Genomic DNA, 16,002 nt, shown 5'->3' with positions numbered 1-16,002 from the left:
TGATAATTGTTATCATATAAATACATATAAATAGGGGAGAAGTAGGATATGAAAAAAAGCTTAAACGGATTTTTATTGCTGACGGTTTTGGCGCTTGCTCTGACAGGTTGCGGTAAAGCCAGCAGCACAACAGATACAAATGAAAATGCCTCTTCCGGCAGCACGCCGACTGAAGAGACAGCAGGTCCTGTTACAGTTAAACATAGTGGTGGAGAGCTTAAACTGGACAAACCAGCTAAGAGAGTTGTTACACTGGAATGGACATATACGGAAGATGTAGTAGCACTGGGTGTTCAGCCAGTAGGTAGTGCAGATAACGCCAACTATAAAGTCTATGTGACTCCCGAAGCAGCTTTGGATGACACGGTGACGGATGTTGGAACACGTGACGAGCCAAATCTGGAGGCGATTGCAGCTTTGAAGCCGGATTTGATTATCGCCAATTCCAATTCGAATATCTATGATCAGCTCAATGCCATTGCACCAACGCTTGAATATGACCTGTATACGGGTGATGGCTATAATTATGACAAAATGACGGAAACGTTCAACAATATCGCGGTTGCTCTTGGAAAAGAAGACCAAGCGAAGAAGGTACTCGATGAACTCGATCAGCACTATACAGAAGCCAAAGATAAACTTGCTGCTGCCGACAAATCGGAATTCCATTATGTACTGACACAAGCATTTACGTATCAAAATGCAGCAAGTCTTCGCATGTTTACCGATAACGCTGTCGTAATTGGCACGTTGGCGAAGGTTGGACTGGTTAACGACTGGCAGCCGGACAAGATTGAAGGATATGGCTTCTCAACGGTGGGTATTGAATCCTTGCCTGCTGTTCAGGACAGCAACTTCATCTACATCACACAACCGGATGATGACGTTTTTGGCACAGCAATGAAAGACAATTCAGTATGGAAAGGTCTAAATTTTGTCAAAGATAAACGCACTTATCAACTGGATAGCACAACATGGACGTTTGGTGGACCTATCTCGTCCAAAGCTCTGGTTGACGGGGTTGTTGGAGCGATTACCCAATGAGTTCGGTCCAACATTCCCGACCAGTGTTTAACTGGCGTACATTAAGCATTTATGGGGGCGGTCTAACCGCTCTCATCGTGCTTTTTTTTGTAAGCCTGTGTTATGGAGAAGCTTCAATTCCACTCCATACGGTTGTAGATTCACTTATGGGCAGGCAGGACACACTGGAACATAATATGATCTGGGATCTGCGCATGCCGCGAACAGTAATCGGTATACTCGCTGGAGGGGCGCTTGCTGTTGCTGGTTCGTTGTTACAGACCATTACACGCAATCCGCTCGCGGCATCGGACACACTCGGCATCAATGCGGGGGCCTATTTTGTCGTGGTGTTGGGAACGATTTTTTTCCCAGGCTTGATGCAGCAATCGCCTTTCCTTTTCGCCGTACTCGGTGGATTACTGGCAGCTGCCGCAGCCTACTTCATGGGCGGGGGGAGAACGTCAAGTCCGGTGCGACTTGCGCTCTCTGGCATGATTGTATCGATGGTACTTGGTTCTTTTACAAGCGCGCTGCATATTTTCTTCTCTCAGGAGACTCAGGCATTATTTCTATGGGGATCAGGAACGCTTGTTCAGAATGACTGGAGCGGTGTAATTTACGCATGGCCTTGGGTCATTGGAATTACGATCGTTGCCCTGGTTTTATCCCGGCAGTGGGATATGTTGGAACTGGATGAATCAACTGCTTCCTCACTCGGGCAAAAAGTAGGCATGGCCCGTGCCACGGGGTTAATTATTGCTGTGTTGCTGGCTGCGGTCATTGTCAGTGTAATTGGGCCAATTGGCTTTGTGGGTTTGGTGGCACCTCATCTGGTTCGATTGAGTGGAATTCGTTCAAATCGATTGTTATTGCCTGGTGTTTTCTTGTGGGGCGCAGCACTGCTGGTCGGTGCAGACGTACTTGCCAAGATGGTTCATAACTCCAGTCTGGAGTTGCCGACAGGGGCCGTGATGGCAATCATTGGTGCACCATGGCTGATCTGGCTTGTACTTACACGTATGAAGGCAGCAAATGGATCAGGCATGTCTACCTCAATGAGCACAGGAGCACGTTCGCGTCGCTGGGCTTTCGGCCCTATTGCTATTATCTTTACGGTACTAACGTTAGCATTGGTTCTCCTTAGTACGATGTTTGGCGGGATGCGCATTCCAATGGCCGATCTTCTGCCAAGCCTGTTTCAATCGGATGGGCTATACTCGGCCATTGTTCAGCTTCGCATTCCGCGTACTCTTGTCGCCGCAGGTGCAGGTGCTGCACTGGCGGTCAGTGGTGTGCTTATTCAGATGGCCGTTCGCAACCCGCTGGCTGACGCGTCCATCGTGGGCGTTTCGTCAGGCGCAGGCTTGGGTGCGATGATGGTCATCATCCTATGGCCTGGTCTTCCGGTGTTCTTGCTGCCTATAGCGGCGATTGTTGGTGCAGGGATCGCTGCAGCAGTCGTATTCTCCTTGTCCTGGAAAAAAGGTCTCAATCCTTCTGCCGTTGTATTGTTGGGTATCGCCATGTCTGCAATTGCAGGCGCAGGTATTCAGGTTCTGATTGTTCGCGGCGCTGTATATGGCAGTAGCGGTTTTATCTGGCTGACAGGCAGTACTTATGCACGTACGTGGGATCAAGTGAAGATCATTGGGGTGTTCCTGTTGATTTTGATCCCGCTTGCGTGGTGGCTGGCGCGAAGATTCGAACTGTTGGTATTCGACGATAATAGTGCTTCCGGTCTTGGCTTGAGTGTTCGTCGGACGCGTCTGCTGGCTATGACCGTTGGTGTTTTGCTTGCCGCAGGTGCAGTCGCCTGTGTGGGAACGGTTGGATTCATCGGGCTAATCGCTCCACATATGGTCCGTCTATTGACGGGAAACAAATTAAGACGGTCGATGTTTCTGTCGGCTTTGGTCGGTGCAGTGATGCTGGTACTGGCGGATACGATCGGAAGGACTGTTATGGCACCAACCGAGATTCCATCCGGGTTGTTGATTGCAATTATTGGAACGCCATATTTCCTCTATTTAATGTATCGCTCCAACTGGCGCAAATCGGCCTAAACATTCGATCCTAAAAAAAAATCCCCTCTGGTTTTCAGTGTTGAGTTCATGTAGACATGTTCTCTTTTCTCACTGCTTACCTAGAGGGGATATTTGCTTATAATAGCTTTTTTCATTCGTGTTATAAATTAGTTGTTTTTTCTCTTAGCATTCCACTGTTATCTACCGATAGGATCGCTTGCTGCAACGTCTCTTTATCCTGAACCAAAGCGAATCTCACATATCCTTCTCCCGAAGGTCCGAAGGCACTCCCAGGCGTTACGATTACACCCGCTTGTGTAACCAGATCCATGGCAAACTGCTCTGAGGTATCGTAATGGTCTGGAATCCGACTCCAGATGAACATGCTGGCTTCGGGTTTGGCGATAGGCCAACCGAGGTTGCTGAATCCTTCACAAAGAATATTTCTGCGCTCCTCGTAGATATCTCTGACCCGCTCAACTTCACTCTGATCCCCTGTGATTGCAGCAATGGCTGCCTTCTGAATCGGAAGAAACATGCCGTAATCCATGTTGGATTTCAGCTTTTTAAGCACAGATACCACATCCGGGTTCCCCACACAAAAGCCGATCCGTGCCCCAGCCAATCCATAGGTTTTGGATAACGAGTTGAATTCAATGCCGACATCCATCGCCCCGGGATAAGCGAGGAAACTACCGCACGTTTTCCCATCGAACACTAGCTCGCTGTATGCATTGTCATGAAGAACGATAATGTCATATTTCTTGGCAAAATCAATTAGATCCAGATAGAACTGATCGGGTGCCATTGCTGTCGTCGGATTGTTGGGATAGGATACAAGCATGAATTTTGCTTTGCGCGCAACAGCTTCAGGAATGTCCTGAAGCTGAATAACATATCCATGTTCTTCTTTTTGGGGCATATAATACAGCTCGGCTCCTGCAAGTAGAGGTCCATCAGCAAAGACCGGATAACAAGGATCGGGTACAAGAACCAGATCTCCTTCATCAACGATCGCCAAAGAGATGTGGGCGAGACCTTCCTGTGATCCAAGCAAGGAGCAAATTTGGGTTTTCGGATTCAGTTCAACATGGTAACGGCGCTTGTACCATTCACTGACTGCTTGCAGCAATTCGCTCTGATCATTTACAGCATATGTATAGTTTGAAGCATCTGCTGCTGCCTCGCATAAAGCCGTCATGATATGTTGGGCCGGGGGAATATTGGGTGTGCCTACACTTAGATCGATGACAGGTTCTCCATTCTCCAGTCGTTGCCTCTTGATTTCCAGCAAACGTGTGAATATCCCCTCACTGAAATGTTCCATACGTTTAGCAAACTTCATGATGATTATCCTCCATCCTGATCTCCCCTTGGGGAATAACACTTGGAGGTATTATAGCAGAGTTTTCAGGTGATAAGTAACCACGGAATGTGTATTCGACTTCTCAATGTACTCTTCTTGATTTACAATTAAAGGAAAGCTAGACATGGATAAGTATCAGAGAATTGGAGGGTGACCAGTAATGAACGAACCGTGGGCCGCTTCGATGAGTGGAGTTCCCTGGAACGAGGATAAAATGGACAAGGCTATCGTACAACTGCGGAACAGGGCTACGATTAGCTTTGTTGTCGGGCTGGACGAGATGCATGATCTGCGAACACTGGATGAACATGTGTTTGCCAAACGACCCGATTTGATTTTAAATGTGTCCAATACAGATGTGAAGGGGCGGTATTCAGAAGAGTTTCTGGAGGCACTTGCTGGTTTAAAACATGTCACCGCTTTGCAGCTGGATCTCAAGCAAACACAAGATTTGAGTATATTGAGTGCGCTGCAAAAGATGGAGTTTCTGAACATTCGCTCACCCAAAAAGCAAAACCTAAACTTCATCCGGAATTACAAATACTTGAATTACCTCGCACTTAGCGGGAAATTTCCCGATATCTCGCCGATTGAGGACTGCATTCGGTTGAGCACCCTCGTCCTAAACTGTGACATTGATCAGCTTGATTTTGTTGTAGACTTACCATTTATCGAGTATTTGGCTCTCGATCACTGTACATTGGCTGGTTCACTCGAAGTTCTGGCTGAATCGAATATCCGTATGCTGAGATTATCGTCCGTAAAGAATCTAACCGAGATCGATGCAGTAGGAGCATTACATCATCTGGTCTTTCTGCACCTTTCGCTACCCAAAATCGAGCGGTTGTGCGACTTCTCTCATTTGAAGAATCTGCGTCAGCTTGAACTGGATTTCATGAAGTCTCTGCAAGAGATTGAGAACCTGTGGACTGCGGATCAATTGGAGGTGCTGGAACTGAAAGAGATACATAAGGGGATCAAGGCTGAGTCATTTGAACGTTTGACCGAAATGCAAAGTTTGCGACAGGTGGATTTTCGTTTTATTGATCACAGTAAGGGTCGTATTGCTATTATGCGCCAACAAATGATTGAAGCGGGGAAAGGGCACCTGCTCTATGAACAAATTCCTGAAGGACATCGAATTCCTTCGATGGCTCTTGTGCACCTGTCCAAAATTCTAATGTAGACCATACACAAATGCCCGCCTCCGAAGCGGGCATTTGTGTATTTACAACTTCAGTCCTTGCCCGCTCACGTCTAGCTAGCCATGGCTAGAGGAGATGAATGGCTCATCACCCGCATGACGCTTGCGGTATTCTCCGGGGGTCAGCCCGTATCGACGCTTGAACATGCGGATGAACGAATTCACATTTTGATAGCCGACCTGTGTCGCAATGTCCTGAATTCGCAGATCTACATTCACAAGCAGTTCTTTGGCCCGCTCAACCCGCAGATTGTTCAGATATTCGCTGAAGTTGATGTTAGTCTTTTCCTTGAAAATACTGGAGAGGTACCCCGATGTTAAATTCAACTTGTCGGCGACGATATTCAAATTAATGTCTTCCCCATAATGATGATCCAGGTAGTCCAGCACAAAGGTGATAACCGGATCACGCGTTTCCAGCTGGCTGCGTACTGCCGCAAGTACCGGTTGAGCCAACGCCTGAAGCCATTCCCTGTATTGCTGCATGGAATGGAAACCAGCAAATGCCTCTCCCGGAGGAGAAGAGCGAAGCTCGGATTCGATGTTCGTCAAATTCAGCTTCATCACCGTCTTGCTGATCTGTTCGACTGCACCGATGGCAAAGGTGCGGAAGTCTTCTGCGGCCGCATCCTTGTGCTGCAGTTGCTCCAGCTGGCGATCCAGCCAAGCGAATACGGCCTCTTCATTGCCGGATTGCAGCAGGTTGTGCAGTTCCTCCCCATAAGTGACCTTCACATGGAAGGCATTTGACGAAGAAGCACGCGGCTCCACAATAACTTGTGTCTCCCCATTCAGCCTGCGCTCTTTTAACAGCATGGACAGATTGCTGTACGCATCGGTAAACGGAATTTCTCCGGAATACACCGGACTTACCGCAATGGTCAGATAAAGGGTTTCCTCGACAGCCAGCAACTCCTTCAGTGTATCGAGCGCTTGAAGAATACCACTCTGTGGACCTGGATCGAACAGCAGCAAGAGCAGTTGGTCCTGCTCGGGCTGAATGGCCACGCTATTGGTTTTGCTACTGGTAAACAGGCTCTGAATCAGCTTCCATAATAACAGGGTATGTTGCCCGAATTCATCCGGCTGGAATTTGAAGCCTACCTTGAACAGAATGGAGACATAAGGCTGCTCGGATTGCTGGGCATCCTCAAGCTCCGCCAGATAGGAGCTGAGCGGTATATTTTTTACTTTATGGATATAAGCGTACTGGCGTACGAGAGAGTTCTTCTGCGCAAGGTCGCTTTGAATATAACGGTTATTCTCCAGAATAGAGCTCAGGCGGTCGCCGATCATGGCGAATTCTTTTACACTGCTCCATTTGTCTGGTCCGCTGTCCGGATTTCGGTCCAGAGCGGCAATAAGACGTTGGAGTGGCTGGTTTAATCTTATACTGAAAAACAGGGAGGAGAGCACGCTAATTAGTACAGCAGCGCCAAGCAGAAAAGCCAGCAGCAGCTGCATGCCGCGCATTTCCGCGGCGATTACCGCGGCCTGAGTGACCCGGACATAAGTAAACCCGGTTTGTTTACCTTTTTCATAGAAGTAATACTGATCCCCAATACGTTCATGTTTGCTTCCGTCTGCAGGTAGCTGCGGATTCTGCAGTTCCCCCTCCTTCGTAGTAAAAAGCAGGCGTCCCTCGTTGTCCAGAATGTAGAACGGATTATTAGCGGCATCGTCATATGTGTCCTGCATACGTTGTGGATCCAGCATAACAATGCCGTACACATCTTCGTAAGGAATGGCTTTCATCATGACCGGCATCAGTTGACCGAGGGAGCGGGACGAGTGAAGGGTATTTTCCGTAAAAGCTGCGGCAGGCATTACTTTCAGGAACTGGTTGTTCATCGTTTGCGTTTTCCAGTAATCCGGAGGATATTCTTTACTATAATAATATTTACCGAACATATCGCTGGCACTGCTAAGACCTTCCTTCTCCAGTACATAGTCTTCTTGCTTGAAATAGAGAATGAAATTGTCGATATGCAGAAAAGGATTGGCGTACAGCGTGGAGAGGTCCGACTTCACCTCTGCGGGAATATCGTAACGGCGGTTCTCCTTAATATGGCTCAAAATGCCCAGGTTGGCTGTCCAGGTATCCGATTGAGTGAGGGCCAGAATCATGTTCTGGGTCAGTCGGAAATGATTCTCATACCCTTCAACGGTCTGCGCAAGGCCTAGTTCATTTTGTCTGACCATCTCCTGATAGACCTTGTTGCTTAAGTACAGATGGGAGAACAGATTAAATGAAGCCAAAATCAGGATGACACTGAGGAAGCTCAGCATTAGCTTGACAAACAGTCCATTCAGCGCAAATTTGCTTGTAAGCAGTCCCTTCATTATGACATTCCCCCTTGAGTACAGCCCTGGATCGAGTGGCTAATCCTATCATAGCGGCATAAAGCTGACACAAACAATATACACTTTTACTGAATTATACGCGGATATCTGGAAAAAAGGAGTAAAGGCGAAAAGTTATATAACATGTAGATAGCGCTTTCTAAAGGTTTATAGCTATAATTCGAATACGAACCCAGGAATTCCAGGTTAAGTTAGCTAACATACAAGTCGAATTAACTCATCTGAGCAAGAGGGGGCATGCCGATGGCTGATGCTAGCGTAATGCAAAGCAAACCGCAAAAAGAAGCGCACCGGCCGCCTCGGCGGAAGTCGCGTTTGATCAGAACCTGGAACAGGAACAAGGCGCTATGGCTGCTATTCCTGCCATGCCTCCTGTATTATTTGATCTTCCGCTATGCGCCGATGTTTGGTCTGGTCATCACGTTCAAGGATTACAATCTGTTTAAAGGAATTTGGGCCAGTGATTGGGTGGGATTCAAATATTACCGGATGTTTCTGGAGAATCCTGATTTTTGGCCGCTGATGAAGAATACGTTTCTGCTGGGACTGTATAAGCTGGTGTTCGGCTTTCCAGCCCCAATCTTGCTGGCCATTCTGCTGAATGAGGTGCGAAGGGCAGCATTCAAGCGTTTTGTACAGACGGTCAGCTATCTGCCGCATTTCATCTCGAATGTAATCGTGGCGAGTATGGTGATTATGTTCCTTTCCCCAACCGGAGGGCTCATTAACAATTTGCTGGCAGGTATCGGCATTGGACCGATCAATTTCATGAATGAGCCCGGGCTGTTCAGGGGCATCTACGTCCTGTCGGAAATCTGGCAACATATCGGCTGGGAGACCATTATTTATCTGGCCGCGCTAACGGGCATCGATCCGCAGTTGTATGAAGCCGCAGATATGGACGGGGCAAGCCGATTGCGCAAAATCTGGCATGTCACACTACCCGGTATATCTCCCGCGATCGTCATTACACTGATTCTAAATATCGGCAAAGTGCTGGAAATCGGATTCGAGAAAGTCTTCCTGATGCAGAATCCGGCGATCTACGATACAGCGGATATTATCAGCACGTATGTTTACAGGGTGGGCATGGTACAGGGGAATTTCAGCTATGGTGCGTCCATTGATTTGTTCATGGGTGTCATCAGTCTGATTTTCATCTATACGGCCAACTGGCTCAGCCGCCGATTAAGTGAGACCAGTCTATGGTAGAAAGAGGTGTGGCGTGAACTCACTCCGATTTTCCTGGTTTAACGTTGTGGCATCGCTGATCCTGCTGTTCGTTGTGGTGGTTACACTCTATCCGTTCCTTCATATGCTGGCGGTTTCCCTCAGCAGCAACGTAAACGTCATCCAAAACAATATTTCCTTCTGGCCCAAGGGCTTTAATCTGAGCATGTACAAATTGGTGCTGGGCGATCCGCAAATCTGGACGGCTTACCGAAATACGATCATTTACACCGTGCTTGGCACACTGATCTCACTGGTGGTCACCTCCACCGGAGCCTACGCTTTGTCCAGAAAAGACATGGCACTGCGTAATAGTTTCACGGTCTTGATTGTAATTACGATGTTCTTCAGCGGCGGGATGATTCCGACCTTCCTGGTGGTCCGTTCTCTGAATCTGGTGGATACCGTATGGGGCATGGTTCTCCCGGGTGCAGTTAGCACCTGGAACCTCATTCTGATGCGCACGTTCTTCTCAGGCATCCCCAAAGAGCTGGAGGAATCGGGACGGATGGACGGTTTGAACGATATTGGAATCTTCATCCGTATTATTGTACCGCTGTCCAAGGCATCCTTTGCCACGATTGCCCTGTTCTATGCCGTGGGTATGTGGAACAACTTTATCTTTCCGCTGCTCTATCTACGGTCTCCCGATTTGTTTCCGCTCCAAGTGCTGCTGCGTAATCTCGTACTGGCCGGCAGCGCAAGCTCAGGCGACGTAACATCCATTGGGGGAGATAATCTGGTGGTGGAGGAATCGCTCAAGTATGCGACCATTATGGTCTCAACCTTGCCGATTCTGGTCATCTATCCGTTCGTACAGAAGTATTTCGTCAAAGGAGCCATGGTTGGGGCGGTCAAAGGTTAAGTGAGGCAAGAAATGCACCGCGAATTCAGATTAAGGGAGAGAAGCTTATGGGCAAATGGAAATCGGTAATACTTCCCCTGTTGATTGCAGTAACGATGGTGGCAGGGTGCAGCGGAGGCAATGGTGCCGACCCGCAAACAGATACTAAGGGGAACAGCACCGGAAATAACTCCACCGGGGCGGGAAAGACCTTTACGGCCCTGCTGGACAACAATGCCACTTTTCCTTATTCCAAGAGCTGGCCCATTTGGAGCTGGTTGAAGGAAAAGACGGGCGTCACGCTGGAAGTGCAGACACCTTCCGGCAAGCTGGATGAGAGCCTGAACCTGGCGATTGCCTCCAAAACGCTGCCTGATCTGATGTATATGCCCAATCGCAAGGATTCGAACAAGTTTGGTCAGCAGGGCGCACTGGTGGATCTGATGCAGTATATGGACAGTATGCCGAATCTGAAGGCATGGATGAAGCAATATCCCGAGGAAGCGAAGGCTGCCCTGTCCGCCGACGGTAAAATGTATATGTTCCCCAATCAGGGTTTCGGCGAGACGAATCGTATGATCTGGATGTACCGCAAGGATGTTTTTGACAAGGAAGGCATTCAGGCTCCAACAACTTATGAAGAGTTGCATGCAGCGCTGAAGACGTTGAAGGAGAAATACCCGGACAGTTATCCGCTCTCGATCCGCTACGGTCAGATCCCGGATGAGATGAATGCCAATATGACGGTGAACTACGGAACGGGTGAGGGTGCTTATTATGATTTTGACCAGAAGCAATGGCGTTATGGACCGACTGAAGACAACTACAAGGCTATGGTAGGGATGTGGAAAAGCTTTTATGATGAAGGGTTGGTCCCGCCCGATTTCTTATCATTGCAAACCAAACAGTGGCAGGATATGGTCTCGACTGGAAAATCATTTGTGACCATTGATTATATCAGCCGGATTGATTTCTTTAACAATGCCATGCAGCAGGAGAATCCGGAGTTCAACATGCAGTTTCTGGCCCCTCCAGCAGGCATTTCAGGGGGCACACAGCTGAATCCATATTTTCATTATATGGAAGGCGGATTGACGGTGGCCTCGACCTCCAAGAACATTGATGATGTGATGAAGTACATGGACTTTTTCTATTCTGAGGAAGGACGTACGCTGAGCAGCTGGGGTGTAGAGGGAGAGACCTTTATAAAGGAAGGCGATACGATCAAGTTCAAGCCGGAGTATAACGATGTCATTGAAATGCGCAAGCAGACAGGGCTTCAGACCAGCGGGACCTATACCTGGATTGATTTCAACGCGCACTTGTCGCTGTTCTCGGACGATCTGAAGCATGCCTATGAAGAAGCGGTCAAATATGATCCTCCCGCAATGCAGCCAAGACCTGCTTTTACAGAAGTGGAAAATGAGGTCATATCCATTACCGGTCAAGCGATCAAGAAGCACCGTGACGAGAGTTTTGCCAAATTTGTTACGGGTTCCCGGAGTCTGGCGGATTGGGAGAAGTATGTAGAGGAAATCAACAATCTTGGGGTAGATAAGCTGCTGAACACCTATAAGGAAGCGTATGACCGTGTTCAGAATGTTCAGCTGAGCGCGAAATGAGCGAATGTACGGCACAGGAATCCTAGACCATTACAGAATGGCAAAAGGAGGCTTCGCTTATGAAAAAGCAGCATCTGCGTGTGTACTCCGGATTCAAACTGGGATTGTTTCTGTTGATCTGTATGGTGACGATTGGAATAGCTGTCCCTGGCAAGGCAGAAGCGGCGGGTTCAATTTCACTGGACGCGCCTGCGGGCGGATATGTATCGGATGGAGGGCTGGTGGAAATTGGGGGCAGTTATACCGACCTGTATGACATTCGACTGTTTGTGGACGGAACGGCTCAATTCGAAGTGGTATTAAATGATCCGGATGGGGATGACAGCGGCACATGGTCTTATATGCTGGATACCTCAGCCTATAACGGGACTGTGGAACTGGTGGTTCGTGGACTGGATATGTCCACCCGTTACGGGGTATGGGGAGCGCCTGCCATCCTTACCGTTAATAACCCGGCAGGTGCTGTTCCTGTAGTAACCATCACGGGACCATCTGAGGGCGTTTCTCTTAGCGGCCAGGTGGAGATCTCTGTCGAGACCAGCTCTCCACTTCCGATCATGCTGGTAGAGGTTCGGGTGAACCGCGGGCCATGGGAGGAAGCTGTTCAGCAAGGCCCTGCATATGTATACACCTGGGACACGGCGGGTCTTGGCGATCGCACGGTCAGTCTGGAGGCCAGAGCGGCCAGTGCACCGGAGCGTTACGGTTATAGCCCGACGGTGTATGCTCAGGTTGGAACCGGGACGCATGAGTCTGCCGTTCCTCTTCCTGTACAGGAGCGGGCCATGTGGATCTGGGAACCGGAGAGTTATAAGCTGCTGCTGAACCCTGGATCGCGCCAGGTGCTGGAGTCATTCATCACCGATACGCAGACATTTGGCCAAACACCAGTCCAGACGCTTTATCTTGCAGTAGGCGGTTATGCCGGATACGATGCACTGGAAGCCCAGGAAGTGGAGTTGCGCTCTTTCGTGAGTTGGGCGCACAGCAAAAATTTGCAGGTGCATGCGTTAATTGCAGGCGGCACTACACCGGCCTATATGGGCGCTTACGAGAAATATCACCATCATGCTGTGCAGGAAATGGAGCAGGTGATCAATTACAACCTTGCAGCGGGGGATACGGAGAAGTTTGACGGCATCAATGTGGATATTGAGCCTTATATCTCTCCCGACTTTAAAGACCCAAGTCATTTCCTGCAGAAGGAATACCTGGATGGCCTGCAAAAGATGATTGATCGCCGGGATACCGCAGGTATTCGGCTTCCGTTCGGCCCTGCTGTGCCCAAGTGGTATGACACATCGGATCAAGCAGCGAATATTTCATGGAATGGATCCAGCAAATGGCTATCTGAGCATGTTCAAGATATCTCCGACTATATCTCCATTATGGATTACCGGGATACGGCGGATGGCTCCGCTGGCATTATTGCCGGGGCTGCTGGAGAGCTGGCTTACGCGGATCAGATCGGCAAGCCGAATTCCGTGGTGATTGGTGTGGAAACGCTGGATATCGCCAATAGCGGAGACCCGGAGACCATTACCTTCTGGGAGGAGGGGCGTATCCACATGGAAGCCGAGCTAAATAAGGTATATGCAGCTTACGGGCAGAGCAGCGCCTTTGGCGGTATTGCCGTCCATCACTATGATTCCTACCGGGCACTTCCTTCTTACTGGGGGCCGGGCGGTGTAGTTTGGACATCACCGGATGACCAGGAAGCTCCTTCTGCCCTTTCAGGGGTTCCTTCCATTGAGGTCACTGATTATCAGACTATACATCTGAATTATGGAATGGCTTCGGATAACATGGAAGTGGAACGCTATGTGATATACCGAAGTACCGTGCAGGGGTTCACGCCTGTCGCTGCGGATATTGTTGGACTCGCCCGCGCCCTGAATTACCAGGACAAGGGACTGCTGCCGGATACGACATACTACTATCGTATTGCGGCCCGTGATTTGCGTGGCAATATCGGGCCTCTCACCGATGAAGTGTCGGCGACCACTGGTAGCACCCCATTGAAGCCACTGATTGTAACGGACATGAATCTGGTTTATGGGGGATCGGGGGTATCCGTCACCATGAAGGTCAGAGATTATGATACAGGCGCAATAATTTCGGGGGCGAAAGTCGAGGGGAGATTTACTTATTCGGCGGGGCGTTACACCAGCGGGACAACAGGAATGGATGGGAGCGTGACGCTTGTCTCGGAAGCGGTGGGAACCGGCAGACAGGTTGGTTTTGAACCACGGAGAATCCGTTACAACGGCTATTACTACGCAGTAGGTCATGATTCGCCGCATACAACGCTGCTGATGTTGAATGCCATCAATTGAACAAGCAGACGAGAAATGGCTTGATGGAGGAGGAAGCACATGAATGTGAATGACTTGGTGGAACCGCTCAAGACTCATATCGTTGAACATATGTCTGTGCAGGTTTATGCTGATCGGAATCAGATGGGGGCAGCGGCTGCGGCTGCGGTTGGGGCCAGATTAAGACAGCTGCTTCAGGATTCGGAGCGTCAGGTGCGCATGGTGTTCGCTGCTGCTCCTTCGCAAAACGAATTGTATGAAGGTCTGGTACGGGAGCAAGGTATCGATTGGTCAAGGGTCTGTGCCTTTCATATGGATGAATATATGGGGCTGGCGGACACAGCTCCCCAGCGCTTCGGACGATATTTAACGGATCGGCTGTTCAATCGGGTGCAACCTGGGCGGGTGGAGCTGTTGGATGGGCTACAAGATGTGGAGCAGGAGTGTCAGAGATATGGAGACCTGCTGCGTGCGGCTCCTATTGATATCGTCTGCCTCGGGATCGGAGAAAATGGGCATATCGCCTTCAATGATCCGCCTGTTGCCGATTTTAAAGACTCGAGGATCGTCAAAGCGGTAAAACTGGACGAAGCTTGTCGCCGTCAGCAGGTGAATGATGGCTGCTTTGCCCATCTGGATGATGTGCCTGCGGAGGCGTTGACCCTGACTGTGCCAACGTTGATGGCTGGAAGGGAGCTGTTCGCAATTGTACCGGGAGCATCCAAGCGGCGTGCACTTGCGGTAGCTTTACATGATTCGATCAGCACGGCATGTCCTGCCACTATCCTGCGTACACATCCCGGAATCACGATGTTCACAGACCGGGAAGCCTACGGCCTGTGAGCGTGTCAATGATCGGGAAGCACTACAGAACAGGGCTGCCCATTGAGGTGGGGATCAGAGAGGGACGTATCACTGCTATTACTGAACTTGAAGTGTCGCCTCCCGTAGATTGCCTGCCCTGGCTTGCGCCCGGACTGGTGGATTTACAGGTGAACGGCGGATGGGGGCTGGATCTGAACACAGCTCCGCTATGTCCAGATACGGTAGTGCAGCTGACCCGGAAGCTGAAAAGTCAAGGTGTTACAAGCTTTTGCCCGACGTTGATTACGAACAGTTCCGTAAGGTTGGCTGAGGCGGCTTCCATCATTGCAAAAGCCGTTCGGCTGAACCGGGATGCGGCCGAGGGAATTGTGGGCATTCATCTGGAAGGTCCATTCCTCTCGCCGGAGGATGGCCCACGCGGCGCCCACCCAAAGCAGCATATTGTTCCCCCTGATTGGGAGGCGCTCAGCCGTTGGCAGGATGCCGCCGATGGATTAATTCGCATTATTACCCTTTCACCCGAGTGGCCTGGTTCAGCTTCATTTATTGCCCGGTGCTGCGAATCCGGCATTCTTGTCTCGATTGGACATACGGCAGCAACGCCAGAGCAGATCAGGGAAGCGGTCTCCGCAGGAGCGGTGATGTCTACACATCTTGGTAATGGTGCACACCTGATGCTTCCGCGTCATCCGAACTACCTGTGGGAACAGCTGGCGGCCGATGAGCTGTATGGGTGCATGATAGCGGATGGTCATCATCTTCCGCTGTCCGTGCTAGCAGTAATTCTCCGGATGAAACGGAACCGCGCCATACTGGTCAGTGATGCCGTCTCACTGAGCGGTATGCCACCAGGTTCCTACCACCTGCATATTGGTGGTGATGTGGTATTGACGGCGGAAGGTCGGCTGCACCTCGCCGGCCAGCCTGAGCTGTTGGCTGGCTCGGCGATGATGCTGCCTAATCAGGTGGGATATCTTGTGGAAGCGGGGTTGTGCGGGCTTCCCGATGCCTGGGACTGTGCATCGGTGCATCCGGCCCGGCTGCTTGGGCTTGAACAGGCTGCCGGACTTGAGGTCGGAGCACCTGCGGATATCGTTAGCTTCAACATTGATGGTGGAAAGTTAAGTGTCTTGCAGTGCTGGAAGAATGGCCGGATCAGTCCACAGAGCCAAGAATAGGAGG

General features: G+C 49.9%; 11 protein-coding genes. 9 read left to right on the top strand and 2 right to left on the bottom strand.

The genetic code is table 11. The features are described 5' to 3' along the window. Nucleotides 1-48: 48 nt before the first annotated feature. Nucleotides 49-1,044, top strand: a complete 996-nt coding sequence (locus BUA17_RS18820) for an ABC transporter substrate-binding protein (RefSeq protein ID WP_072734586.1) — start codon at nucleotides 49-51, stop codon at nucleotides 1,042-1,044. Further along, the gene (locus BUA17_RS18815) at nucleotides 1,041-3,089 is read left to right on the top strand and encodes an iron ABC transporter permease (RefSeq protein ID WP_072734585.1); all 2,049 of its coding nucleotides are present in this window, start codon (nucleotides 1,041-1,043) and stop codon (nucleotides 3,087-3,089) included. The genes BUA17_RS18820 and BUA17_RS18815 overlap by 4 nt, the downstream gene beginning before the upstream one ends. A 121-nt stretch (nucleotides 3,090-3,210) precedes the next feature. On the opposite strand, the gene BUA17_RS18810 is transcribed toward BUA17_RS18815, so the two are convergent. Then, nucleotides 3,211-4,395: an aminotransferase class I/II-fold pyridoxal phosphate-dependent enzyme gene (locus BUA17_RS18810; protein WP_072734584.1), complete on the bottom strand. Its 1,185-nt coding sequence runs from the start codon at nucleotides 4,393-4,395 to the stop codon at nucleotides 3,211-3,213. Nucleotides 4,396-4,576: 181 nt separating this feature from the next. Between BUA17_RS18810 and BUA17_RS18805 the strand changes: the two genes are divergently transcribed. Next, complete coding sequence (locus BUA17_RS18805) at nucleotides 4,577-5,602, top strand: leucine-rich repeat domain-containing protein (RefSeq protein WP_072734583.1); 1,026 nt, start codon at nucleotides 4,577-4,579, stop codon at nucleotides 5,600-5,602. Between the two features lie 75 nt (nucleotides 5,603-5,677). Here the strand turns inward: BUA17_RS18805 and BUA17_RS18800 are convergent, their stop codons facing one another. Next, nucleotides 5,678-7,963 (bottom strand): helix-turn-helix domain-containing protein, encoded by a 2,286-nt coding sequence (locus tag BUA17_RS18800; RefSeq protein WP_072734582.1) that lies wholly within the window; start codon nucleotides 7,961-7,963, stop codon nucleotides 5,678-5,680. 264 nt (nucleotides 7,964-8,227) lie between these two features. Here BUA17_RS18800 and BUA17_RS18795 point away from each other — a divergent pair, with 264 nt between their 5' ends. Genes BUA17_RS18795 through BUA17_RS18770 form a run of 6 tightly spaced genes read left to right on the top strand, consistent with a single transcriptional unit; the run spans nucleotide 8,228 to nucleotide 15,998 of the window. Further along, nucleotides 8,228-9,196, top strand: coding sequence for an ABC transporter permease (locus tag BUA17_RS18795; RefSeq protein WP_083584768.1), 969 nt, complete (start codon nucleotides 8,228-8,230; stop codon nucleotides 9,194-9,196). Nucleotides 9,197-9,209: 13 nt separating this feature from the next. Then, entirely contained in the window at nucleotides 9,210-10,079 is an 870-nt protein-coding gene (locus tag BUA17_RS18790; protein ID WP_072734581.1) for a carbohydrate ABC transporter permease, read from the top strand. 47 nt (nucleotides 10,080-10,126) lie between these two features. Then, nucleotides 10,127-11,680 (top strand): extracellular solute-binding protein, encoded by a 1,554-nt coding sequence (locus BUA17_RS18785; protein ID WP_072734580.1) that lies wholly within the window; start codon nucleotides 10,127-10,129, stop codon nucleotides 11,678-11,680. A 59-nt stretch (nucleotides 11,681-11,739) separates the two neighbouring features. Next, nucleotides 11,740-14,016, top strand: a complete 2,277-nt coding sequence (locus BUA17_RS18780) for an Ig-like domain-containing protein (protein WP_072734579.1) — start codon at nucleotides 11,740-11,742, stop codon at nucleotides 14,014-14,016. A gap of 39 nt (nucleotides 14,017-14,055) precedes the next feature. Continuing rightward, the gene (locus BUA17_RS18775) at nucleotides 14,056-14,838 is read left to right on the top strand and encodes a glucosamine-6-phosphate deaminase (protein ID WP_072734578.1); all 783 of its coding nucleotides are present in this window, start codon (nucleotides 14,056-14,058) and stop codon (nucleotides 14,836-14,838) included. Continuing rightward, entirely contained in the window at nucleotides 14,835-15,998 is a 1,164-nt protein-coding gene (locus BUA17_RS18770; RefSeq protein ID WP_244552184.1) for an N-acetylglucosamine-6-phosphate deacetylase, read from the top strand. The genes BUA17_RS18775 and BUA17_RS18770 overlap by 4 nt, the downstream gene beginning before the upstream one ends. The last annotated feature ends 4 nt before the right edge of the window (nucleotides 15,999-16,002 follow it).

It is taken from the genome of Paenibacillus sp. ov031 (genome assembly GCF_900143165.1).
GTDB classification, from domain to species: domain Bacteria; phylum Bacillota; class Bacilli; order Paenibacillales; family Paenibacillaceae; genus Paenibacillus; species Paenibacillus marchantiae.
This window is presented reverse-complemented; position numbering and strand designations above follow the sequence as displayed.